The 21,137-nt window shown below is 41.8% G+C and carries 20 protein-coding genes and 1 pseudogene; 18 read left to right on the top strand and 3 right to left on the bottom strand.

All coding sequences use genetic code 11. The features are described from left to right. Window positions 1-420: 420 nt before the first annotated feature. From ACY3FQ_RS13080 to hisG, 5 genes are all read left to right on the top strand, one after another. Window positions 421-1,875: an RNA polymerase factor sigma-54 gene (locus ACY3FQ_RS13080; protein ID WP_201704244.1), complete on the top strand. Its 1,455-nt coding sequence runs from the start codon at window positions 421-423 to the stop codon at window positions 1,873-1,875. Window positions 1,876-2,046: 171 nt separating this feature from the next. Next, a complete protein-coding gene (hpf, locus tag ACY3FQ_RS13075) occupies window positions 2,047-2,379 on the top strand; it encodes a ribosome hibernation-promoting factor, HPF/YfiA family (protein WP_004695021.1) in 333 nt (110 codons plus the stop codon). Window positions 2,380-2,515: 136 nt separating this feature from the next. Continuing rightward, on the top strand, window positions 2,516-2,767 hold the full coding sequence (gene ibaG, locus ACY3FQ_RS13070; RefSeq protein ID WP_004695019.1) for a BolA family iron metabolism protein IbaG: 252 nt from the start codon (window positions 2,516-2,518) through the stop codon (window positions 2,765-2,767). A 6-nt stretch (window positions 2,768-2,773) separates the two neighbouring features. Next, on the top strand, window positions 2,774-4,033 hold the full coding sequence (murA, locus tag ACY3FQ_RS13065) for a UDP-N-acetylglucosamine 1-carboxyvinyltransferase (RefSeq protein ID WP_005400214.1): 1,260 nt from the start codon (window positions 2,774-2,776) through the stop codon (window positions 4,031-4,033). Further along, window positions 4,030-4,731, top strand: coding sequence for an ATP phosphoribosyltransferase (gene hisG / locus ACY3FQ_RS13060; protein WP_004984172.1), 702 nt, complete (start codon window positions 4,030-4,032; stop codon window positions 4,729-4,731). Before murA ends, hisG begins: the two co-directional genes overlap by 4 nt. 74 nt (window positions 4,732-4,805) lie before the next feature. Here the strand turns inward: hisG and ACY3FQ_RS13055 are convergent, their stop codons facing one another. After that, window positions 4,806-5,150, bottom strand: coding sequence for a nuclear transport factor 2 family protein (locus ACY3FQ_RS13055; protein ID WP_201950103.1), 345 nt, complete (start codon window positions 5,148-5,150; stop codon window positions 4,806-4,808). A 175-nt stretch (window positions 5,151-5,325) separates the two neighbouring features. On the opposite strand from ACY3FQ_RS13055, the gene hisD reads away from it, so the two are divergent. Beyond that, entirely contained in the window at window positions 5,326-6,627 is a 1,302-nt protein-coding gene (gene hisD / locus ACY3FQ_RS13050) for a histidinol dehydrogenase (protein WP_201950106.1), read from the top strand. A 174-nt stretch (window positions 6,628-6,801) separates the two neighbouring features. Next, a complete protein-coding gene (gene hisC / locus ACY3FQ_RS13045) occupies window positions 6,802-7,893 on the top strand; it encodes a histidinol-phosphate transaminase (protein ID WP_201950109.1) in 1,092 nt (363 codons plus the stop codon). Window positions 7,894-7,964: 71 nt separating this feature from the next. On the opposite strand, the gene ACY3FQ_RS13040 is transcribed toward hisC, so the two are convergent. Next, on the bottom strand, window positions 7,965-9,314 hold the full coding sequence (locus ACY3FQ_RS13040) for an anthranilate synthase component I family protein (RefSeq protein ID WP_005400209.1): 1,350 nt from the start codon (window positions 9,312-9,314) through the stop codon (window positions 7,965-7,967). Between the two features lie 254 nt (window positions 9,315-9,568). Here ACY3FQ_RS13040 and filA point away from each other — a divergent pair, with 254 nt between their 5' ends. The 4 genes and pseudogenes from filA (at window position 9,569) to filD (ending at window position 14,395) form a co-directional block, all read left to right on the top strand. Further along, window positions 9,569-10,525 carry a putative pilus system protein FilA gene (gene filA, locus ACY3FQ_RS13035; RefSeq protein WP_201950110.1) on the top strand — a complete coding sequence of 319 codons (957 nt, stop codon included), beginning with the start codon at window positions 9,569-9,571 and terminating at the stop codon, window positions 10,523-10,525. 187 nt (window positions 10,526-10,712) lie between these two features. Beyond that, window positions 10,713-11,546: a putative pilus system C39 family peptidase FilB gene (filB, locus tag ACY3FQ_RS13030; RefSeq protein WP_004695004.1), complete on the top strand. Its 834-nt coding sequence runs from the start codon at window positions 10,713-10,715 to the stop codon at window positions 11,544-11,546. Window positions 11,547-11,605: 59 nt separating this feature from the next. Beyond that, entirely contained in the window at window positions 11,606-12,724 is a 1,119-nt protein-coding gene (gene filC, locus ACY3FQ_RS13025; protein ID WP_407079329.1) for a putative pilus system protein FilC, read from the top strand. 12 nt (window positions 12,725-12,736) lie between these two features. Then, window positions 12,737-14,395 (top strand): annotated as a pseudogene (gene filD / locus ACY3FQ_RS13020) (putative pilus system OmpP1/FadL family transporter FilD). Between the two features lie 12 nt (window positions 14,396-14,407). Here filD and ACY3FQ_RS13015 read toward each other — a convergent pair. Beyond that, window positions 14,408-14,956, bottom strand: a complete 549-nt coding sequence (locus tag ACY3FQ_RS13015) for an NUDIX hydrolase (RefSeq protein WP_010325974.1) — start codon at window positions 14,954-14,956, stop codon at window positions 14,408-14,410. Window positions 14,957-15,079: 123 nt separating this feature from the next. Here ACY3FQ_RS13015 and ACY3FQ_RS13010 point away from each other — a divergent pair, with 123 nt between their 5' ends. The 7 genes from ACY3FQ_RS13010 (at window position 15,080) to fghA (ending at window position 21,039) form a co-directional block, all read left to right on the top strand. Continuing rightward, a complete protein-coding gene (locus tag ACY3FQ_RS13010) occupies window positions 15,080-15,682 on the top strand; it encodes an NUDIX hydrolase (protein WP_005400206.1) in 603 nt (200 codons plus the stop codon). A gap of 23 nt (window positions 15,683-15,705) precedes the next feature. After that, window positions 15,706-16,236, top strand: a complete 531-nt coding sequence (locus ACY3FQ_RS13005) for a gamma carbonic anhydrase family protein (RefSeq protein ID WP_005400205.1) — start codon at window positions 15,706-15,708, stop codon at window positions 16,234-16,236. A 128-nt stretch (window positions 16,237-16,364) separates the two neighbouring features. Beyond that, window positions 16,365-17,030, top strand: a complete 666-nt coding sequence (gene tsaB, locus ACY3FQ_RS13000; protein WP_201950123.1) for a tRNA (adenosine(37)-N6)-threonylcarbamoyltransferase complex dimerization subunit type 1 TsaB — start codon at window positions 16,365-16,367, stop codon at window positions 17,028-17,030. A 12-nt stretch (window positions 17,031-17,042) separates the two neighbouring features. After that, entirely contained in the window at window positions 17,043-17,867 is an 825-nt protein-coding gene (locus ACY3FQ_RS12995) for an undecaprenyl-diphosphate phosphatase (RefSeq protein WP_005400203.1), read from the top strand. Further along, window positions 17,861-18,679, top strand: coding sequence for a class I SAM-dependent methyltransferase (locus ACY3FQ_RS12990; protein WP_419381117.1), 819 nt, complete (start codon window positions 17,861-17,863; stop codon window positions 18,677-18,679). Before ACY3FQ_RS12995 ends, ACY3FQ_RS12990 begins: the two co-directional genes overlap by 7 nt. A gap of 123 nt (window positions 18,680-18,802) precedes the next feature. Further along, window positions 18,803-20,179 (top strand): C13 family peptidase, encoded by a 1,377-nt coding sequence (locus tag ACY3FQ_RS12985; RefSeq protein WP_201950125.1) that lies wholly within the window; start codon window positions 18,803-18,805, stop codon window positions 20,177-20,179. Between the two features lie 23 nt (window positions 20,180-20,202). Further along, entirely contained in the window at window positions 20,203-21,039 is an 837-nt protein-coding gene (fghA, locus tag ACY3FQ_RS12980; protein ID WP_279042872.1) for an S-formylglutathione hydrolase, read from the top strand. Window positions 21,040-21,137: the final 98 nt, after the last annotated feature.

Genomic DNA, 21,137 nt, shown 5'->3' with positions numbered 1-21,137 from the left:
TTGACACCAAATGAGTTTTACTATGATCAGCTACCCCAACAAAACAAGGTGGCTTAACTAGAGCGGAATATCACTTATAAATACGCTTTTAGTTGTTCAAACAAGTGGGACCACCTCTCTTTAGCCTAACAAAGCAGAATGATTCAGATGTTTTGATTTAACGGACTCTTGTAAGTAAGTGAAAGCAGCCGATGTAGTGTTTCGTGTAACTTTAGTCTGTGTGAAGGTATTAATGATCCTTTTCAATAATTGATATGCACTAAGAACATCCATAAAGTCTAAAACTATGTAGGAAATGAAAAAACAATCTGCTCAAAAAATGTAGGTTTTTTGAATTTTCTATGCTATAAAAAATAAAACGGCACAAAAATTGCTTATAAAGCGTGCTTTAAAAATAGTTGTATTGACGAGTAGGGTTTTATGAAGTTATCGGTTGGATTGAAAGTTTCGAACTCTTTGTCGCTAACCCCCCAATTACAACAAGCTATTCGATTGCTTCAATTATCGAGCCTTGAACTTGAACAGGAAATTCAGATTCAACTCGACAGCAACCCGCTCTTAGAAAAAGTAGAAGAACAGTCATCTATCGAAAGCTTATCCAGTGTGCAAGAACAAGAACAGGATAAGAAAGATTTGACCAACGAACTCAACGCCGACCATTTACCCGATGATTTACCAGTCGATACCGACTGGGATGATGTCTATACGCATCAACCGACCAGTTTGGGCGCAGCAGAATTTGAAGAACGAGAAGATAATCGCCAAGGTCATTTGGGCTTAAAAGAGCATATGTTGGAGCAAATCAATCTGTTGCATTTTTCGCAAGTAGATATGTTGATTGCTTATTGCATTATTGACTCTTTGGACGATAAAGGTTTTTTAGACAGTGATATTTCAGAAATAACGACTTCAGTTCAACATCTTTTAACAAACATGGACTATGACGACGAAGTCGAAGATGACGAAGTGGTTGTGGTGCTCAAGCATATTCAGCGTTTAGACCCACTTGGCGTTGGGGCGCGGAATCTTGCAGAGTGCTTAATGGTACAGTTGGAAGCCTTGCCGATGCAGACCGCGTGTCGAAATGATGCTATGAATCTGCTGAAAAACTATGAACTATTGATCAGCAATGAACTAGCGAAACTGATTAAACAAACGGGTTTAAATCAAGAGCAGCTCAAGTGCGCGGTTGATTTATTGAAAACGCTAAAAGCGCATCCAGGGCTTGAGTTTGAAGATAAAGACTCAGATTATCAAATTCCTGATGTCGTAGTAATGAAGAAAAACGAACAATGGCAAGTGGCTTTAAATCCTGATGTGATGCCAAAACTTCGTGTGAACTCGTTTTATGCCAATATGATTAAGCGTGCTGATCAAAGTGAAGATAATCAGTACTTACGTAATCAAATGTTGGATGCGAAGAACTTTATTAAAAGTGTCGATGAACGCCATAAAACTTTACTGAAAGTGGCGACGTGTATCATTGAACATCAGCGTGCATTTTTAGAAATTGGTGCTGAAGGGATGAAGCCTTTGGTACTTCGGGATATTGCAGAAGAAGTTGAATTGCATGAGTCGACCGTTTCTCGGGTGACCACCAACAAATATATACTGACGCCACGCGGCTTGTTCGAGTTGAAATATTTCTTTTCAAGCCATGTGGGGACTACGTCAGGCGGTGAAGCATCTTCAACTGCAATTCGCGCCAAGATTAAAAAATTGATTGCTGAAGAGAATGCACGTAAGCCTTTGTCTGATAACGCAATTGCCAATCTGTTAAAGGACGATGGAATTGATGTAGCGCGTCGGACAGTGGCAAAGTATCGTGAATCGTTACATATTCCGTCATCTTCTGAACGAAAAGTCTTGATCTAAAATTTAAAATCTGACTATTCTAGAGGTTCATTATGACAACATAATGAACCTCTTTTTTCTTTAAGGAATAGCGAAAATGATTTGATGTTTCTATGCGCGCTGGTTATTTTGCAGTCATTAAATCGTCTTAGCTTTTCCTCATTAATCCTAATGAAGGTGAGGGATAGATATATGCAAATAACAATTCGTGGACATCATTTGAGCATTACCCCAGCTATTGAAGATACCATTCGCTGCAAATTTGCAGAAATGACCAAGCATATTGATCAGGTGAACAGTATGCAGGTGAAATTAACCAAGGATCATCAGGTCGATAAACATACTAAAAAAGGCAGTAGCAATCATATTGCAGAAGCAATTATCCGTTTGCCGGGCATTGAATTTTTTGCTCAGGCTTCAGCAGATGATATGTATACGTCGATTAAAAAATTATCAGAAAAACTAAAAAGACAGCTCGATAAGCACCGTAAAATGCAGCAAGTTTACCAACCGATCGCCATTTAGTTTGATTTTTATGCAAAAAGAGGTTTTTTAAAACCTCTTTTTTTATATATAAAGTGTGCGGGTTTATGATTTATTTTTCAGATTTATAGTAAAATGGCAGGTTTTTACACCGTTGGTCCTATAAGAGGTCTTTGTGATGAATAGTGAACAGCTCACTGAAATTTTAAAAGCTGCTTTTCCTGAAGCTGAAGTTGCAGTTAGTGGGCAAGGCGGAAAGTTTGACTTACGTATTGTCGACGACCAATTCGAAGGCAAACGTCCTGTTGCACGTCAGCAAGCTGTTTATGCACCATTAAATTCTTATATCGCAAGTGGCGAAGTGCATGCGGTGACTATTCGTGCAATGACTAAAGAAGAATGGCGTAAAGCAAGCTTATTCGGAGCTTAAAATTAGATGGATAAATTTTTAATTCAAGGTGGCACTAAGCTCGAAGGCGAAGTTCGTATTTCGGGTGCTAAAAATGCTGCCTTGCCGTTGCTTGCAGCAATGATTTTGCCTGAAACCCCAACCAAGCTCACCAACGTGCCGCATTTAAAAGATGTAAATACCTTGGTGCAGTTGATTGGTGGTCTAGGCATTACCATGACCTACGAAGGCGACACGGTTACTGCGGATACTTCAACACTAGATAATCAGTTTGCACCGTATGAGCTGGTGAAAACCATGCGTGCATCTATTTTAGTGCTGGGTCCATTGGTGGCGCGCTATGGTAGTGCAAAAGTATCTTTGCCGGGTGGATGTGCGATTGGCTCGCGCCCAGTCGATCAACATTTAAAAGCTTTAGAAGCTTTAGGTGCAGAGATTGAAGTTGAAGCGGGTTATGTACACGCTAAAGTTGATGGCCGTCTGAAAGGTGGCGAAGTTATTTTTGATATGGTGACCGTGGGTGGCACCGAAAATATCTTAATGGCTGCGGCATTGGCCGAAGGCGTGACTACGATTCGTAATGCGGCACGTGAACCTGAAATTACGGACCTTGCGAAAATGTTGATCGCGATGGGTGCAAAAATTGAAGGATTAGACACAGATACCTTAGTGGTAACAGGTGTTGAAAAACTACATGGCTGTGAATACGCTGTGGTTGCTGACCGTATTGAAACAGGTTCGTATTTGGCTGCTGCGGCCATTACTGGTGGTCGTGTAAAAACCACACATACTGATCCAACTTTGATGGAATCGGTCTTAGAAAAGTTTGAAGAAATGGGCGCGGAAGTGACCCGTGGTGATGATTGGATTGAACTGGATATGATGGGTAAACGCCCGAAAGCAGTGAGTTTCCAAACGCTTCCACATCCTGATTTCCCAACTGATATGCAAGCACAGATTATGGCGGTCAATGCCATTGGTCGTGGTTTTGCCACCATTTCTGAAACGATTTTTGAAAATCGTTTTATGCATGTACCTGAATTGTCACGTATGGGTGCCAATATTCAGGTCGAAGGTAATGATGCTGTCGTGACGGGTGTAGAGAAACTTTCTGCAGCACCTGTGATGGCAACAGATTTACGTGCTTCTTTCTCTCTAGTGTTAGCTGCACTTGCTGCTGATGGTGAGACGCTGATTGATCGTATCTATCATATTGACCGCGGTTATGAAGATGTCGAAGCGAAATTACAAGGTATAGGCGCCCAAATTAAGCGAGTAAGTTCATGAGCGATATGAGAAACGATGATCCAAATTTTGATGTAATGGGCAATTTTGATCATGGTTTAACATTGGCATTGAGTAAAGGTCGTATTTTAAAAGAAACCCTGCCTTTACTTGAAACGGCTGGAATTAACTTACTGGAAGATCCTGATAAGTCACGTAAGTTAATTTTCCCAACCACCCATAAACAAGTCCGTATTTTAATTTTACGTGCTTCTGACGTACCCACCTATGTGGAAAATGGTGCGGCTGATATTGGTGTTGCGGGCAAAGACGTGCTTATGGAACATGGAGCACAAAACGTTTATGAACCACTCGATCTAAAAATCGCAGTATGTAAACTGATGACTGCAGGCAAAGTTGGCATGGAGCGTCCCAAAGGGCGTTTAAAAATTGCCACTAAATACGTAAACTTAACCCGTCAGTACTATGCAAGCTTAGGTGAGCAAGTCGATGTAATTAAGTTGTACGGTTCAATGGAACTTGCACCGTTGGTGGGTTTGGGCGATTACATTGTTGACGTGGTCGATACTGGGAATACTTTACGTGCCAATGGTTTAGAACCTTTGGAAGAAATTTGTAAAGTGTCTTCACGTCTGATCGTGAACAAGGCAAGTTTCAAACGTAAGCAAGCATTGTTAAACCCAATTCTTGCACAGTTAGAAACAGCAGTCGCTGAACGTGAAGCGTTAAAAAACAAATAAGTTGATCTTTTTTGTTTAAAGAAACCGCTATCGATGATGGCGGTTTTTTTGTACCTGCTCATTTTTTAATATTTTTATTGGATTGAAATACAATAGGATTGAATTTGGGCCAGTTGATTCAAATTGTTAAAAGTATAGACATCACAAGCAGAAATTCGGGATGTCTGCTGGGTGTCATGAAATTGCGCTTCACCTTGAACAATCACATGATGACCCGTTTCATGAATTGCTTGAATATGGAACTCATGTGCGACGGTCGAAAAATAATGTTCGATAGACTGGCAATGCTTGAGCACTTGATCAAAACCTGACAGCTGTTGTTCACCTACAATTTCCCATGTAATGGTTTGTGAAAAATGCTGTTGGATTCGGCTAAATTGCCCCGTTGAAAAGTAGGTGGCTATGTCCGTGAGGGGCATCTCGTTTTGCCTGTTTTTTAGTCATGTTTAATAATTCTAGTTTAAAAATCATAGTCACATTCATTTCCCGATGAAGTTAAAAGTAATTTTTCATTACACTCCGTGTTTAGCTGGAGGATTGTTGCCCACAAAATACAGGAAACAAGGTAAACTAAAGCTTCCCTTTATTTTCATTGTGGATAAATTGATGCGACGTTTATCGACTCAAGATCAGAACTTTAAACAAGTCTTTGCTGATTTGTTGGCTTTTGAAACCGTGAGTGACCCAGAACTTTTAAAAACCGTAGATCAAATCATCGCTGATGTTCGTCAGCATGGTAATGCTCATGTTCTTAAACTCACTCAACAGTTCGATCGACATCCCGCGCATCAATTCTCAGATTTAGAACTGACCCAAGAACAATTAAAAACCGCTTTTGAGGGTTTGAGTACCGAAGTCCGCGAGGCGTTAGAGCTCGCTGCAAACCGTATTCGTGAGTTTCACCAAGCGCAAAAACAAGAAGGCTGGACCTATGTGGATGCCTTGGGGAACACACTTGGGCAAAAAGTAACGCCTTTAGATCGCGTTGGTATTTATGTGCCGGGTGGTTTGGCATCTTATCCGTCGTCTGTACTGATGAATGCTGTGCCTGCGCATGTGGCGGGTGTGCCTGAAATTATTATGGTGGTGCCTGCACCAAATGGTGAGTTGAATCCATTGGTATTAGCATCCGCTTATTTGGCTGGTGTCAGCCGTGTCTTTACCATTGGTGGGGCACAAGCGGTTGCGGCTTTAGCCTATGGTACAGAAACGATTCCAGCGGTGGATAAGATTACGGGGCCGGGCAACCGTTTTGTCGCGGCTGCGAAACGTGCAGTATTCGGACAAGTCGGTATCGACATGATTGCAGGGCCATCTGAAATTTTAGTTTATGCTGAAGGCGTGAATAACGCACAGTGGTTGGCAATGGATTTATTGTCCCAAGCTGAACACGATACTGTGGCGCAAGCAGTGTTTATCACATCGGATGAACAGCTGTTAAATGAAGTAGAACTGGCTATTGAAGCGCATTTGCAAGCGTTACCTAAAGCGGAGATTGCGCGTACTTCAATTGCCAATCGTGGCGCATTAGTGCTTGTGAAAGACCGCGCTGAAGCAGTTGAGCTGATTAATCAAGTGGCGCCTGAGCATTTAGAGCTTTGCCTAGACGAAGCGCAGGAAATGGCTGAACATATTCGCCATGCCGGTGCGATTTTTATGGGGAGATATACCCCTGAAGCGATTGGTGATTATTGTGCAGGCCCGAACCACGTGTTACCTACCTCGGGTACGGCACGCTTTTCTTCGCCGCTGGGTGTATACGATTTCCAAAAGCGTTCAAGTTTGATTATGTGCTCTGAGCAAGGTGTGAAAACTTTGGCGAAAACCGCAGATATATTAGCGCAACAAGAAAACTTAGATGCGCATGCGCGTTCGGCACGTTATCGTTATCAATAATATAAATTTAGATCCCTCATTTGTTCAGTAATGAATGTTCCTCTCCCTATGGGAGAGGTTAGGAGAGGGGAAAATATTGAATTCAGTTTGGGACATCATAAACCTCTCCCAAACCCTCTCCTAGAAGGAGAGGGCTTATATAAAAGTAAGTTGAGTGCATAAATGAGATAGACAATGTTTAACATTACTACAGAACAAATGCGTTTTTGGAGTCCTGAAGTACGTGCATTAGAACCGTATGTGCCAGGCGAACAACCGAAAATTCAAAATTTATTGAAGCTCAATACCAACGAAAACCCATATCCACCCTCACCAAAAGTGGTGGAAGCTGTTCAAGCAGTCTTGGCAAACTCAGCAGATGTACTGCGTTTATATCCAGATCCAGATGCTTCTGCGTTAAAGCAGGCGATTGCGAAACAACAAAATGTTGCTGTTGAAAATGTCTTTGTTGGCAATGGTTCAGATGAGGTCTTAGCGCATATTTTTAAAGCTTTTTTTGTGCAAAAGCTGCCTTTACTTTACCCTGATATTACCTATAGCTTCTATCCTGTTTATAGCCAATTCTTTGGGGTCAAAACCAAAATTTTACCACTCAATGATGACTTTGAAATTGTGGTGGATGACTATAAACAAGCCAATGGCGGCATTATTATCACCAATCCAAATGCACCAACCAGTATTGATATTGGTTTAGCTGCAATAGAAGCAGTGCTTCAGGCCAATCCAAATTCAGTGGTGGTGATTGATGAAGCTTATGTCGACTTTGGTGCTGAATCGGCAGTCAGTTTGGTGGAAAAATATGAGAACTTGGTGGTGTGCCAAACCACGTCTAAGTCTCGCTCACTGGCGGGTTTACGTGTTGGTTTTGCGATTGCTCAACCGCATTTGATTGCGGCACTTGAAGCGGTGAAGAATAGTTTTAACTCTTATCCAATGGACCGTTTTGCGATAGCTGCTGCGGTCGCTTCATTTGAAGATCAAGCTTATTTCGAAGCACAAAATCAAAAAGTAATTCAAAGCCGTGAACATTTGGTTGAACAATTGACCGCACTGGGCTTTAACGTTTTGCCATCAAGTGCCAACTTTATCTTTGCATCATTACCTAGCAAAGATGCAGGTGAATTAGCGGCTGAATTACGTGAACAAGGCATTATTGTGCGTTATTTCAATAAACCGCGTATTAACCAGTTTTTACGTATCACGGTTGGAACTGATGAACAAAATCAACGCTTAGTCGATACATTGAAAAATGATATTTTAAAATAAACTTTCAACAGTTGTGATCTTTGAAAAGTGAACCTTCACTGATGTGAAGGTTCACTTTTTTATTTTGGTGGTTATTCAGCGTCCGTTTGCACAAAAGTATTGAGTAAATTAAGCAGTGCTGAGACCTTGTCAAAGCACTCTTGGTATTCAGCTTCACACTCTGATGCAATGGTAATTCCACCGCCAGCCCAAAGTGAAACCTCATCTTGGAATTTTTGAATGGAACGAATCAGAATGTTCCAAGAACCAGTACCATCGAAATTAAAATAACCCATTGAGCCACAGTACGCTCCACGTGGTGCACCTTCGAGTTCTTCAATAATCTGCATTGCTCGAATTTTAGGTGCACCTGTAATAGACCCGCCAGGTAGAGCAGAGAGCAGCACATGAAAGGGATGAACTTCTGCTTTAAGTGTTGCTTCGACTTCGCTGACCATATGATGGACTTGCTTAAAGCTTTCAATATTAAACAGTTTAGGTGTTTTGACTGAGCCCGTTTCTGCGTAAACGCTCAAGTCATTACGCAGTAGATCGACAATCATCACATTTTCAGCTTGGTCTTTTTCCGAAGCCATTAAGCGTTGTTTAGATTGTTCATCTAAGACTGGATCTGCAAAGCGCGGCATGGTGCCTTTAATCGGCTTGGTAATGATTTTTCGATGAGCTTGAAAATCAATAAACAACTCGGGTGAACAACTTAAGAGTTCAAAATCATCGATACGGAGATACCCCGAGTAAGGTGCATCGGTCAATTGCCAAAATGCTTCGACTGCACTTAGGAGTCGACCATGTGCCTTGGCTGTGAACTCTTGTGTCAGATTGATTTGATAGCAATCCCCAGCTTTGATGTATTCCTGTACTTGCTGAAAGGCTTGTTTGTATTCGGTTTTAGTCCAGCGTGCTTGGCAGATCGATGCGAGTTGGAGTGGATGGCTTAAGGCCGATGGCTGGAATAAATACGATTCAATTTTGCGATAAATGTGTTCAGCTTGTGAATCACTACTGCAAAATAGCCAGCCTGCATCAGTCCATTGTAGATAACTGCTGTATAAACCTAAAAATAGGCTTGGCTGTGGCTTAATTTGAACAGGAACGTGTTGCTGGGCGGCATAATCATAACTGACGAATCCAATGAGTCCGCCACTAAAAGATGCTTCTTTTTGTTCTGAGTTTGGCTGAATATTACTGGAAATGTCTATTTCTTTGTCATCGTGGATGTAACAAAAATCCTGAGTGCGTTGAAAGAAAAAGTGCTGGTTTTTTTGAAAAACTTGATAACGCTCGGGTAAAAAAGCAATGACAGGTGCATCGACATTTTGTAAATAGACTAACTGTGTGAGCTCATTCAATGCCTGTAGTATATGAGATACAGAGAGGCTTGAATCACAAATTATCTTTTTAAATGATTGGCTTAGAGTCATGCTAACGCAAATAGGATTAAAAAATTCAGGCTATTTTACCTCATTGTACGTGTACGCATAGAGGAAATACCGTTTATCGGTAAGCTATGGATTGCGACCAACAGCAGTTGATCAAAAAATCACTCGCATATAACTTAGTTCAGGCAATGAAGTCACTCAAGGATAGATGTTAATACTGGGTCAAAATAAAAAAAGCAGTAGTTAACATCGAGTGATTGGTATCACAAAAATAAAGTTCTTAGGAGAGGAACAAGATGAAAATTATTACTAAACTTGCTTTAGTTTCTTCAATGGCAATCAGTGCAAATGCGATGGCAATGCAAGCAATGGATGACGCTTCGCTCAGTGCCGCTACAGGTCAAGATGGTCTAAATATCGGTATCGGTATTTCTAAAATCGAAATTGGTAAGGTTTTTGTTCATGATAATGATGGTTTAGCGACTACATCTCTAGGTGGTACTTCAACTGCTGGTGCTATCGTTATCCAAGGTAATGGTATAGCGGGTGATACGCTGGAAAATCACGGTATTGTTATTGGTGCGAACTATGATAATGCAGGAGCATATTTACTTCCATCTCGTAACTTAGCTGATTTGCAAATTGACATAGATGCAAACGGTGGTAATGCATTTATTAACATTGCAGCTCAAGTGTCTGGTCTAGATATTAATATTGGTCAAATTGGTGTCGTGGCTTCGGCTGATATGCCAGCAACTGGTGCAACTTCTATCCGCCGTGGTGGTACAGGTACGGTGAACCCGATTCTAAGTGGTTTATCACTGAAAACAGGTCCAATGTCTGCAAACATCCAACTAGGTGCTGCACCGCAAGGCGCAATGATCCAATTAAGCGCGACCATGGTTGGTGGTTTAGAAATTAAAAACTTGGGGATCTTAGATAACTCAACCAAAACAACAACGCGTGCTGCAGGTGAAATCTTTGTTGAAAGCATTAAAGTTGCAGATGCGAATTCACTTGACTTAACACTGAATCAAAAAATTAGTGTGATTGGTGAAGAGGGTGCGAATAAGGGCTATATCCGTATGATTAGCACAAGTGGCGCGCACGATACTTATGTAAAAGGTGTGCATTTGGGTAGCCGTGATGCTGCATCCATTGGTGATGTAGAAGTTCAAGGTATGCAAACTTACTTTAGCCCAGCTGCTGGTGTGTATATGCCAGGTGCTGTGATTACTATTTCTGGTCACTAAAATTAGCCTTTAAGAAAGCGCGTGAATTCACGCGCTTTTTTTCCAAAATATATTCATAAAAAATGCAAAAAAAGACTATTTTTTTTAGATAAAACACAGTATCTTCTTGAATGTATGGATATAGAGTATTAACTCTAAAAACAAAAAATGGGCGGGATGCCTATATTATTAAAAAAAGTAAAAAGCTATGTTAGAGATCGCATTGGGCTCAGCAATGATGTATTACTTTGCCACCGAAGCCTTTGATATTAAGAAAAAACCAGCGGAAGCGGTTTACTATACTGAAGTTTTAGACTCTCGAAATGCATCTTTTACCAGAATGCATCATGAACCTGTCCTAATTAACCCTGCTGTAGAAGACCAATTTCGAGGTATTGTCCGTCAAGCTTATGACTATAGTTGTGGTTCAGCAGCACTGACCACCTTAATCAATGGCTATGTCGGTGCTCAACTTACAGAACAACAAACCATGGATGGCTTGCTTCGCTATGGCGAATATGAGCGAATTATTGAGCGTCGTAGTTTTTCTTTATTGGACATGAAACGCTTTGTGACTGCACTTGGTTTAGAAAGTGGAGGCTACAAGGGCGAATTTGAAGATTTGGTTAAGCAAGGTCAACCTGCCATTGTTCCAATCTCCTATGCTGGTTTTAAACATTTTGTGGTGTATAAGGGCTATAAAGATGGACGGGTCTATGTTGCCGATCCTGCCTTAGGAAATATTAGTTTTGATGAACAACGTTTCAAGGATGTTTGGGAAAATAACACGTTGTTTTTAATTAATGTTCCGACTGAAATGCGTAAAAATATGTTGGCTTTACAGGAAGCCGATCTGCGACATGTAGATGATGCTACGGTCAATCGCTATGCACTCGTCGATATTCAATATCCGCAACACTATATGGAAAAAATAGCCGATCGTGCATCTACAATTCGCCTAGAGCGTAATAAAAATAAAGAGTCGGAATATTATGGACAGCCGACATACAATTTTCTCAGGCTTTATTATAAAAACAAATAAAGTGTGAAAAAAATAAAACAAGAACAATGGTATAGGTAAGGACAATGATGAAGACATGGATGAATAAAACACTCCTCGCAGTGAGTGTGCAGATGATTCTTGGGGTGGCCTATGCTGCGGAAGAACCGAGCTTAGGAGGATATGAAACAGTCGGTGAAACTGTGACAGAACAAGCAGGATCTGATCAAATAAGTGAACCTGAGCAACCAGCAAAATCAGCATCCGTAACTACTGGAAGTGTTGAACAAGCAGCGTCTTCTGCATTGCAGCAGCAAGAGGGTGATGCAACTAAAGAGACTAACTTAGAAGAAGTTTTTACCTCAAATGAACGTCAGTATTCATTGATTAAACAAGGTGACATTTCATCTTACTACGACATCGATTATACCTATTACCGAGATACTCAACTTGATTTAGAGATGGCACAGGGTCAGCTCTATCAACTGCGGGTACAAGAGAATGCAACACACAGTCTAACCAATACCTTTACGGCACAGTATGGTTTAAGAGATAACTTGACCTTAACAGCATCATTGCCTTTAGTTGCCAAAACAGACTTATTAAAAGACACCTCTACAGCGGGTCTTGGGGACATTTCTTTTGGTGCACGTTGGGAACCGTTTCCACTCAAAGCTGGCCGTTTGCCTTTAATTTTATTTGGTAACGTATCTACTAAAACTGGGGATAGTCCTTATGAAATTAATGCTACTTCAGACTTAGCAACAGGCAAGGGGTATTATTCAGCAGGTGTTGGAGCAAGTACGCGTAAATATATTGATCCCGTGGTGCTGTTTGCATCGGTCTCTGCAAACTATGGTTTCAAAGAATCGGGCTTAGATCAGCGCCGTGGTAGTCGTGTGATTGAAGCGTTTGAACCAGGGATTAGTGGTGGTTTTGCCTTCGGTTTTGCCTATTCCTTTAACTATGATGTCTCAATGACGATGTCATACCAACAAAGTTTCAATACTGGGGCTGAATTTACTTACAGTTCAGGGGAACGCTACTCTCCAGCAGATCAAACCAGTTCAACTTTTGCGATTTCCTTAGGTGTACGCGTTTCACCTGAAACAATTGTGAATGGGACGGTTGGCCTTGGTTTAACAGAAGATGCACCTGATGTCTCATTAGGGTTGTCTTTCCCGTTAGATATTCTTGGTTTTGGAAAAAAGCTTAAATAATAGGGGGGTCGTATGAAAAATATCCGACTTAGCCCTTTGGTGTCTGCCATATTATTAACGGGCTATTCTAGTGTTACCTTTGCTGCTTTAGGACAAAACTTATCAGTTGATATTCGCTCTTTGGCAATGGGAAATGCAGTCACTGCTGATCCACCTGGGATCAGTGCCATTCACTTTAACCCAGCAGCACTGACCAAAATTGAAGGCTTACAAACGGATGTACAGGGTATTCTCGCTGATTTTAATATCGAGCGTGAGTTCTCTGTTCCTGCAGGTTATAACGTATTTGGCTATTCAGATGACCCGATTGTTTGTAATGATGGGCCTGAAGTAGATGCCGATATCTGTACCGACTTTAAAGGGCCAGTCCGCGGTGATGTTGAATACCCGAGCTTATATGTACCTGGTTTGAAGAAAATGGTGGACTTGGGTAAAGGTATGCCTGTGGCTGCCCCGACTGCGGGTATAGCATATAATCCGCCGGGCTCTAAAATGACATTTGCAACTGCCATGTATGCGCCATTAATTGCAGGGTTCGGTGTGGAAGATGGCAATCCTGGCAACTTTATGGGTCAACAAGTTGCGCTAGAACGGATCACCTATTTATCACCGTCTATGGCCTACCAAATCAATGATCAACTTTCCATTGGTGGTTCAATTGGGATGTCTTATCAAGCTTTGGCATTAAAAAATGATCTACGTTTTCCCAATGAGTTGATTGGGATGCTGCGTATGATTGATGATGTCGTTTGTACCCCGTTCAAAGAAAACTCTGATGTGATTACCGACATTCTCTTGCTGGGAATGTGTAATGCACAAGAGGGTATGAATCCCTTTGGGCGTTTTGGCCAACTCGAACTTTCAGCAGAACAATCTCTGAGTCCAAGCTATAACTTAGGTGTACTGTGGGAGCCGACAGAAGATTTTAGTTTTGGTGTGGTCTACCAAAGTGCCGCAAAAATGCGGATGAAAGGTAAATATCACATAGACAATGCTAAAGCACCACAAGAACTCATTAAGGGATTGATGTCCTCCCCAACAGGGCAGATTCTGGCTGCAGTTTTAGGTTTTCCAAGTTCAGTACCAGCCAGTGAGTCGGGTCTGGTATCAATGGATCTAGAATATCCAGCACATTTCCAAGCCGGGATTAAGTATAAACTTTTACCCGACTTACAAGTCAATGTCGATGTAGGTTGGACCGACTATAAAGCATGGGACAAATTTAAATTTGAATTTGACCGTCAAGTTTCGGCGCTCAAAATTGCAAAATTGCTTTCAGCCAATATTTCAGATAGTAGTTTGGCTTTGCCTTTGGCATTTGAGTCACCATGGAACTAAGGTATTGGGATTGAATATTCAGCAACAGATCGTTTAAAACTCCGTGCAGGCTATGAGCCACGGACCAGTGCGATCCCTGATGATAAACGGAATACGATGGTGCCGATTAACAATGCACGCTTGTTTGGTTTGGGTGTTGGTTATCGTTTTGATGCAGATACTGATTTAGATCTATCGATTGGTTTTTTGCAAAGCCGAGATAAAATTCCTGCAAATTCTAGTAGCTTAGCGAACCAAACTGGGGTAAATAATATTTTATTAAACCCGTATGCCGGTTTAAATGTAAAAACAGATACAACCATTACGATTTTATCATCGATGGGCTTTTTTTGATATTAGGCAACATTAACCTGTATGGTCTAAGCGTGTACCTAGGGTTTCGAGATGAAGATTAAATTGATTACTTTTACGGTCGGCAAAATAGTGACGTAAGGTATGTTCGACACTAGGGAAAGCCAGTTCTGACCAAGGAATTTCATCTTCTTCAAATAAACGACATTCAATGCTTTCTTCGCCAGCACCGAATTTTCCATCTACTAAGTTCGCTTTAAAGAGCACATAAATTTGACCAATACGCGGAATATTGTACATGCAATATAGCTGTTCAATTTCAACTTCCGCTTCAGCTTCTTCACGGGTTTCTCGTGCAGCACCTTGTTCCATGGTTTCAAACAACTCCATGTAACCTGCTGGTAAGGTCCATAGCCCATAACGTGGTTCAATGGCACGGCGGCATAACAATACTTTATTTTCCCAAAGTGCGAGTGCACCACAAATTACTTTAGGGTTCACATAATGAATAGAACTACAAGAGGTGCAAACACGACGCAATTGATGGTCGCCAAGAGGGATTTGTTCTGTTGTTTTTTGTCCGCAATTGCTGCAAAAGTCCATATTCATCATCAATGATAAAGTTCAGACTCAGCATAACTTAAAAATTAAATTTTGGCATCATTTCTCTTTTTTCAGTATCAAATTCAGCTATGATGAAAAAAAGAATGATGGGGACGACGTTCAATGGATGAACATTCATTAACACGCATACTGCAGCAACAGTTACGGTTTTCAAACAAAATTAAATCGGCAGATGCAGCTGTGTTAATCGCGATCACCAATGAAGACAATCCCAAAGTTTTACTGACCCGCCGCTCTGTTTACCTATCTAATCATGCTGGTGAAGTGTCTTTTCCTGGCGGAAAAAGAGATCCGCAAGATACCAGTAATATTGTGGTTGCCTTACGTGAAGCCTATGAAGAAACCGCATTGAATCCTTTTGATGTACAGCTGCTCGGTGATTTGCCGATGCAAAAGGCCCGCAATGGTATGCTGGTCAAACCTGTGGTCGGGCTGATTCCGCCTGAAGTTGAACTGGTTGCCCAGCCGACAGAAATTGATCGTATTTTCTTTGCGTCACTTAAACAGCTGATGGAAGTACCTGCGGTGCCTTATGAAGTTCGTTTTGCCCATCAATCTCTCTATTTTCCCAGTATGCGGGTGGAAAATGAAATTGTTTGGGGGCTGACAGCACGGATGTTGGTTGCATTATTTCAATATGGTTTAGGCTACCATAAAGAGTGGCCATTTTTAGTCAATTCACCGACTTTTCGGTTCCCAAAGTAAGTTGAGTATTTTAAGGAAAAAATATGTTGTACAAATTTAAAGGTCATTCCCCACAAGCAATGCATCAACCATGGAATGGATGGATTGCGGAAAATGCCACAGTGATCGGTCAAGTCGAATTGGGGCAACAGGTTAGTATTTGGTTTGGGGTGGTCGTACGTGCAGACAATTGCAAAATTCGTTTAGGTGACTTTACCAATATTCAGGAAAATGCGGTTTTACATACAGATGCTGGGATTGAAATGAATATTGGCAATTATGTCACGATTGGGCATCAAGCCATGTTGCATGGTTGCACTGTGGGAGATAATAGTCTGATTGGGATTAATGCCGTAGTTTTAAACAATGCCGTGATTGGTAAAAATTGTATTATTGGCGCGAATGCGCTGATTCCTGAAGGGAAAGTCATTCCAGATAATTCTCTAGTTATGGGCTCACCGGGTAAAGTGGTCAAAACTTTGGATGAAACGGCTGAGGCTCGTTTGAAAATGAGTGCACTGCATTATGCAGAACACTTTAAACAATTTATCGATTTAGAGCCGGCACAGTTATAAGCTTATTTTTCCCATTCAGCCTAGATTTCTCTAGGCTTTTTTAGTTCTGTTCTGAGAACATCTCGCCTAGTGCTTTTGAGTGGAGTATCATAGCCACGTTTTTATAGATTAAATCATTAAGGTTGTGCATGAAAGTGCTGGCATTGGAATCTGCAAATGAGCAGTGTTCCGTCTCTATTGTAGATGAAAATAAAGAACTTTTTTTCCAATTGGATACGCGCGCAAAAGCACAAACGCAAACGATTCTCCCAATGATTGAACAAGGGTTTTTACAGTTGGATATAAAGACAGAAGATTTGTCTTGTATCTCTTTTAGTCGTGGTCCTGGTTCTTTTAGCGGCGTTCGTATTAATGCTGCCGTGGCTCAAGCTTTGGCATGGTCGCATGATTTGCCTGTGGTTCCTGTCTCAACCTTACAAGCGCTCGCACAAGCCGCATATCGCGTGCATGGTCTAACCACAGTCACCGCAGTTTTAGATGCTCGTATGAGTGAAGTCTATATTGCGAGTTTTCAATTAGATACGGACGGCATCATGCAAGCCGTCGATGAAGAACAGCTTTTAAGCTATGCAGCAGCTACTGAATGTGCACCGTTTACTTTAGTTGGTTCAGGTGCAACCTTAATTGATCCATCACAAATACAATACAAAGATTTAAGTGCAACTGCGCAAGATATTGCCACAATTGCGCGCAAGAATGCACAGCAACAACACTGGGTGAGTGCTGAACTTGCACTTCCAGTCTATTTACGTGATAACGCTTGGAAAAAAATCCCGGAACAGGGCAAAGCATAATTAGGGTTTTTTATGGATCTTTTACTGCTGCTCAAAGCGGCAATTATGGGTATTGTTGAAGGTATTACTGAATTCTTACCCATTTCGAGTACTGGACATTTAATTTTAGCTTCAGAACTCATGAATTTCTGGACCAAAGAAAAAAGTGATGTCTTTGTGATCGCCATTCAAATGGGGGCAATTGCAGCCGTCATTTATGAATATTGGGCACGTTTGTGGGGAGCAGCAACGGGGATTTTTAGTGGTGAACCCCAAGGTCGGCGTCTTGGGATTGGGCTAATTTTAGCGTCGATTCCTATTGTGCTGATTGGTCTGACATTTGGTCAAACGGTGAAAGAGCTTTTATTTAATGATATTGCCATTGCCATTGGTTTGATTGTAGGTGGCTTGATTATTATTTGGATTGAAAAGCATCCACCACAAGAGCGCGTCCATGAAGTTGAAGACCTGAGTATCAAAGATGCGATTTGGATTGGTCTGATTCAAGTACTGTCTTTAATTCCAGGGACATCACGTTCAGGGGCAACCATTATTGGTGCGATGTTTTTAGGTGTATCGCGCAAAGCAGCCACTGAGTTTTCATTCTTCTTGGGTATTCCAGTAATTATTGGTGCGGGTCTTTTAGATTTATACCAAAGCGCACATGTGTTTGACGGACAACAAGATTGGATCGTATTGGCAACAGGCATTATTGTTTCTTTTATCTCGGCTTTACTGTTGATTCGTGCTTTAGTCGCTTATGTGGCGAAGCGTGATTTCATGATTTTTGCATGGTATCGCATCGCTTCAGGCTTAGTGATTCTACTGTTTGCCTTTACGGGTTGGAAGTTATGGTAGGCCCAATGCGCTTATATGTGGAACAAGAGCATTTAGAAAAAGCACAGCACTATGTTGCTGTGCTTTTTTCTCGCGGTGTCGAGGTCAGCATCGAAGTCGCCGAAAAGTTAAATGCACGTTTCTTCCGTTTTCATCCTGAACTGGGTCTGTGTGCCGATGCCGATGGGCTTTGGCTTTGTGCCAATGGCATGAAAATGCAGCCGGATTGGAAAGCTGAAGTTCCACGTTTAAAGCGTGCGTCGTTAAAGTCTGAAATGATTGCTCGTGCTTGCTACTTGACTGAAAAACCTAAGCTCATTGATGCAACGGCAGGGCTTGGGCATGATTCACTGCTCATGGCATATTTGGGCGCCAATGTCACTTTGGTAGAACGCCATCCCATTTTATTCACCTTGTTAGAGTCAAGTAAGGAACAGGCTTTGCAGGATGCATTTTTAAACCCTGTGGTGACTCGAATTCACTTGGTTTTTTCAGATTCCGCACAGTATCTGCAGCAACAAGCAGAGCAGGGCAATACGGTCGATGTGGTTTATCTAGATCCGATGTTTCCGCAACGGGATCAAAATCAGCAAGCGGTGAAAAAACAGGCACAAGTGAAAAAGCAAATGCAACTTTTACATATGTTATTGCCTGAAGATGGTGAGATGGATTTGGGCGATAATCTGCTTGGCTTAGCGCAAAAAGTGGCAAAACGGGTGGTGGTCAAACGTCCTCGCTTGGCCGTATTTTTGGCAAATCAAGAAACTACTCATCAGTGGCTGGGGGATGCATGCCGTTTTGATGCCTATTTTCAGCATGAACGCTTAGACTGAAGTGGAAGACTGCTTCAAAAGTATGCAAAGATTTGTTATATAGTTAAAAACATCATTGATAAAATGCTGATCAAGCATAAACTTAGTGTGTCCCTACGCAAGTCACAATTTAATTAGAATCTTATGATCGACTTCAAACCCTCCATCAACTTTTGGCATGATTTTAAAAGCAACCAAACTGCGGGGATGTGGTTGTTTCTAGGTTCACGACGCTCTTTGCAAATTGTCCATCCTTCGATTATGCAGCTCATTTTTTGGGGGATTTTAGGTGGCTCAGCCAATACTTTATTTAGCTGGTTGAGCGCAGGAGAGATCGGTGACTTTAACCCACAAGGTTTGGTTAGTTACGCACTTTGGCCTTTCATTGCCCTGATTGTCGGGATTTTTCTGTCTCAACGGGTGAATAATCCGCGTTTGATGTTGGTACCAGCACTGCTCTGGTTGGTGTTGGATACGCATATCGCGTTATTACAAAGTTTTATCCAATATTTAGGCATGGTTGATGTCCTGCCGTATTTCTTCTACGACTACCTGCCGAATGTATTCATGGTATTGTTTGTCTGGCAGAGTTTGGCTGTGGTGTGGGTGTTTTCGCGTGAGCTGAAATGGCCTTGGTGGGAGCGTGCCCTGATTGTCTTGGCCACGCTGTTTACCCTTGTGGTTTGGCAAATGTCAGTGACCAGTCAGCCGATTTGGAAAGTAGAAGAAACGCCACCAACCTTTGCAGAAGATGCCTTCTATGCACAAAGTCGCTTACTCAATAAAGCACTAGAGTCCGTGCAATATGGCGAATTTGCCCAGTCACATTGGTATTTCCTTGGGGTGGCGGGAGCGAGTTATCAAGATGTATTCCGTTCGGAAGTCGAGCGAATAAAAGAACAGTTCGATACGCGTTTTGGTACGTTGGGCCGTTCGATGATGTTGGTGAATAACCCTGCTACACGAACAGAAATTCCGATTGCCTCTAAACACAGTATTGAAATGGCGCTGCGTCGTATGGGACAGCAGATGAACCGTGAAAGCGATGTGTTATTTTTATATATGACTTCGCATGGTTTACCGAACCAATTCGAAATGGAAAATGCACCTTTAGACTTAACTCAGGTCGACCCGAAATGGTTACGCGAAACCTTAGATGCATCGGGTATTCGCTGGCGTGTGATTGTTATTTCATCGTGCTTCTCTGGAAGCTTTGTACCAGCACTGCAAAATGACAATACTTTGATCATTACCGCTTCGGCAGCAGACCGTCAGTCTTTTGGTTGTACCAATGAAGCAGATTATACTTATTTTGGTCGGGCGTTTTTTGATCAAGCAATGCGTGAACAAAACAGTATAGAAACGGCGTTTAGCCAAGCACAAAAGACTGTGAGCCAATGGGAAACAGCACAAGGTTTTGAACCGTCTGAACCACAGTGGTCGATGGGTAAAAATATGGAGCTGATGCTTCCTCAACTTGAACAGCGCTTGTTTCCACCTAAAGCTGTTGCAAACCCTTAATTTGGATCTAAAAAGGAACCCTGATGGAATTAGTACAATCTAACCGTAGTTTTGATGGTGAACAGCGTATTTACCGATTTAATTCCATCAGCCTTCAAGGCGAGAGTAAGTTCGGCATTTATTTGCCGGCTCAAGCGCTAGCAGGGCAAGCGTGCCCAACATTATTTTATTTGGCAGGTTTAACCTGTACCGAAGAAACCTTTGCTATTAAAGCGCATGCGCAGCGTTTAGCAGCACAGCTAGGTCTGATTTTGGTAACGCCTGATACTTCTCCTCGTGGTGAACAGGTTGCGCAAGGTGATCATTGGGATATTGGGCAAGGGGCAGGTTTTTATATTAATGCCACCCAAGCGCCGTGGGCTGAGCATTTCCAGATGGAAAGCTATGTTGTTGAAGAGTTGTATGATTTAGTGATTCAGCAATTTGCTGTACAAGCAGAGCGTATTGGTATTTTCGGGCACAGCATGGGCGGTCATGGCGCTTTAACCTTGGCCTTGAAATATCCTGAGAAGTTTAAGTCGGTGTCTGCATTTGCTCCGATTTGCGCACCCAGCCAATGTCCTTGGGGCGAAAAAGCGTTTTCAAACTATTTAGGTTCAGATCAAGCTGAGTGGCTGAAACATGATGCAACCGCTTTGGTCCAAACAAAAACAGCTCATTTTGCCGATATTTTAATTGATCAGGGTTTGAGTGATCAGTTTTATAGCCAGCTCAGTCCTGCATTATTTCAGCAAGCCTGTCAGGCTGCGGGCCAGCCACTGACGCTTCGCGAACATGCAGGCTATGACCATGGTTATTATTTTATTCAAAGTTTTATTGATGATCACCTGCAGTTTCATGCCGTACAGCTCGAAGCTTAAATCTTGATTTGTCGTATTTATTCTTAATTTTTGACTAGAAATCATCCAGCACTGGCATTAACATGGTTGGGTGATTGATTTTTTGTTCTTGAAAAATA

The sequence above is a fragment of the Acinetobacter sp. AB03 genome, assembly GCF_058107045.1.
Note: the sequence above shows the minus strand (reverse complement) of the source record. Positions and strands in the feature narration are given on the sequence as shown.

Excerpts from the sequence above, each read along its gene's own strand:
- ACY3FQ_RS13080 (WP_201704244.1), top strand. The coding sequence starts at position 421 with ATGAAGTTATCGGTTGGATTGAAAGTTTCGAACTCTTTGTCGCTAACC.
- hpf (WP_004695021.1), top strand. The coding sequence starts at position 2,047 with ATGCAAATAACAATTCGTGGACATCATTTGAGCATTACCCCAGCTATT.
- ibaG (WP_004695019.1), top strand. The coding sequence starts at position 2,516 with ATGAATAGTGAACAGCTCACTGAAATTTTAAAAGCTGCTTTTCCTGAA.
- murA (WP_005400214.1), top strand. The coding sequence starts at position 2,774 with ATGGATAAATTTTTAATTCAAGGTGGCACTAAGCTCGAAGGCGAAGTT.
- hisG (WP_004984172.1), top strand. The coding sequence starts at position 4,030 with ATGAGCGATATGAGAAACGATGATCCAAATTTTGATGTAATGGGCAAT.
- ACY3FQ_RS13055 (WP_201950103.1), bottom strand. The coding sequence starts at position 5,150 with ATGCCCCTCACGGACATAGCCACCTACTTTTCAACGGGGCAATTTAGC.
- hisC (WP_201950109.1), top strand. The coding sequence starts at position 6,802 with ATGTTTAACATTACTACAGAACAAATGCGTTTTTGGAGTCCTGAAGTA.
- ACY3FQ_RS13040 (WP_005400209.1), bottom strand. The coding sequence starts at position 9,314 with ATGACTCTAAGCCAATCATTTAAAAAGATAATTTGTGATTCAAGCCTC.
- filA (WP_201950110.1), top strand. The coding sequence starts at position 9,569 with ATGAAAATTATTACTAAACTTGCTTTAGTTTCTTCAATGGCAATCAGT.
- filB (WP_004695004.1), top strand. The coding sequence starts at position 10,713 with ATGTTAGAGATCGCATTGGGCTCAGCAATGATGTATTACTTTGCCACC.
- filC (WP_407079329.1), top strand. The coding sequence starts at position 11,606 with ATGAATAAAACACTCCTCGCAGTGAGTGTGCAGATGATTCTTGGGGTG.
- ACY3FQ_RS13015 (WP_010325974.1), bottom strand. The coding sequence starts at position 14,956 with ATGGACTTTTGCAGCAATTGCGGACAAAAAACAACAGAACAAATCCCT.
- ACY3FQ_RS13010 (WP_005400206.1), top strand. The coding sequence starts at position 15,080 with ATGGATGAACATTCATTAACACGCATACTGCAGCAACAGTTACGGTTT.
- ACY3FQ_RS13005 (WP_005400205.1), top strand. The coding sequence starts at position 15,706 with ATGTTGTACAAATTTAAAGGTCATTCCCCACAAGCAATGCATCAACCA.
- tsaB (WP_201950123.1), top strand. The coding sequence starts at position 16,365 with ATGAAAGTGCTGGCATTGGAATCTGCAAATGAGCAGTGTTCCGTCTCT.
- ACY3FQ_RS12995 (WP_005400203.1), top strand. The coding sequence starts at position 17,043 with ATGGATCTTTTACTGCTGCTCAAAGCGGCAATTATGGGTATTGTTGAA.
- ACY3FQ_RS12990 (WP_419381117.1), top strand. The coding sequence starts at position 17,861 with ATGGTAGGCCCAATGCGCTTATATGTGGAACAAGAGCATTTAGAAAAA.
- ACY3FQ_RS12985 (WP_201950125.1), top strand. The coding sequence starts at position 18,803 with ATGATCGACTTCAAACCCTCCATCAACTTTTGGCATGATTTTAAAAGC.
- fghA (WP_279042872.1), top strand. The coding sequence starts at position 20,203 with ATGGAATTAGTACAATCTAACCGTAGTTTTGATGGTGAACAGCGTATT.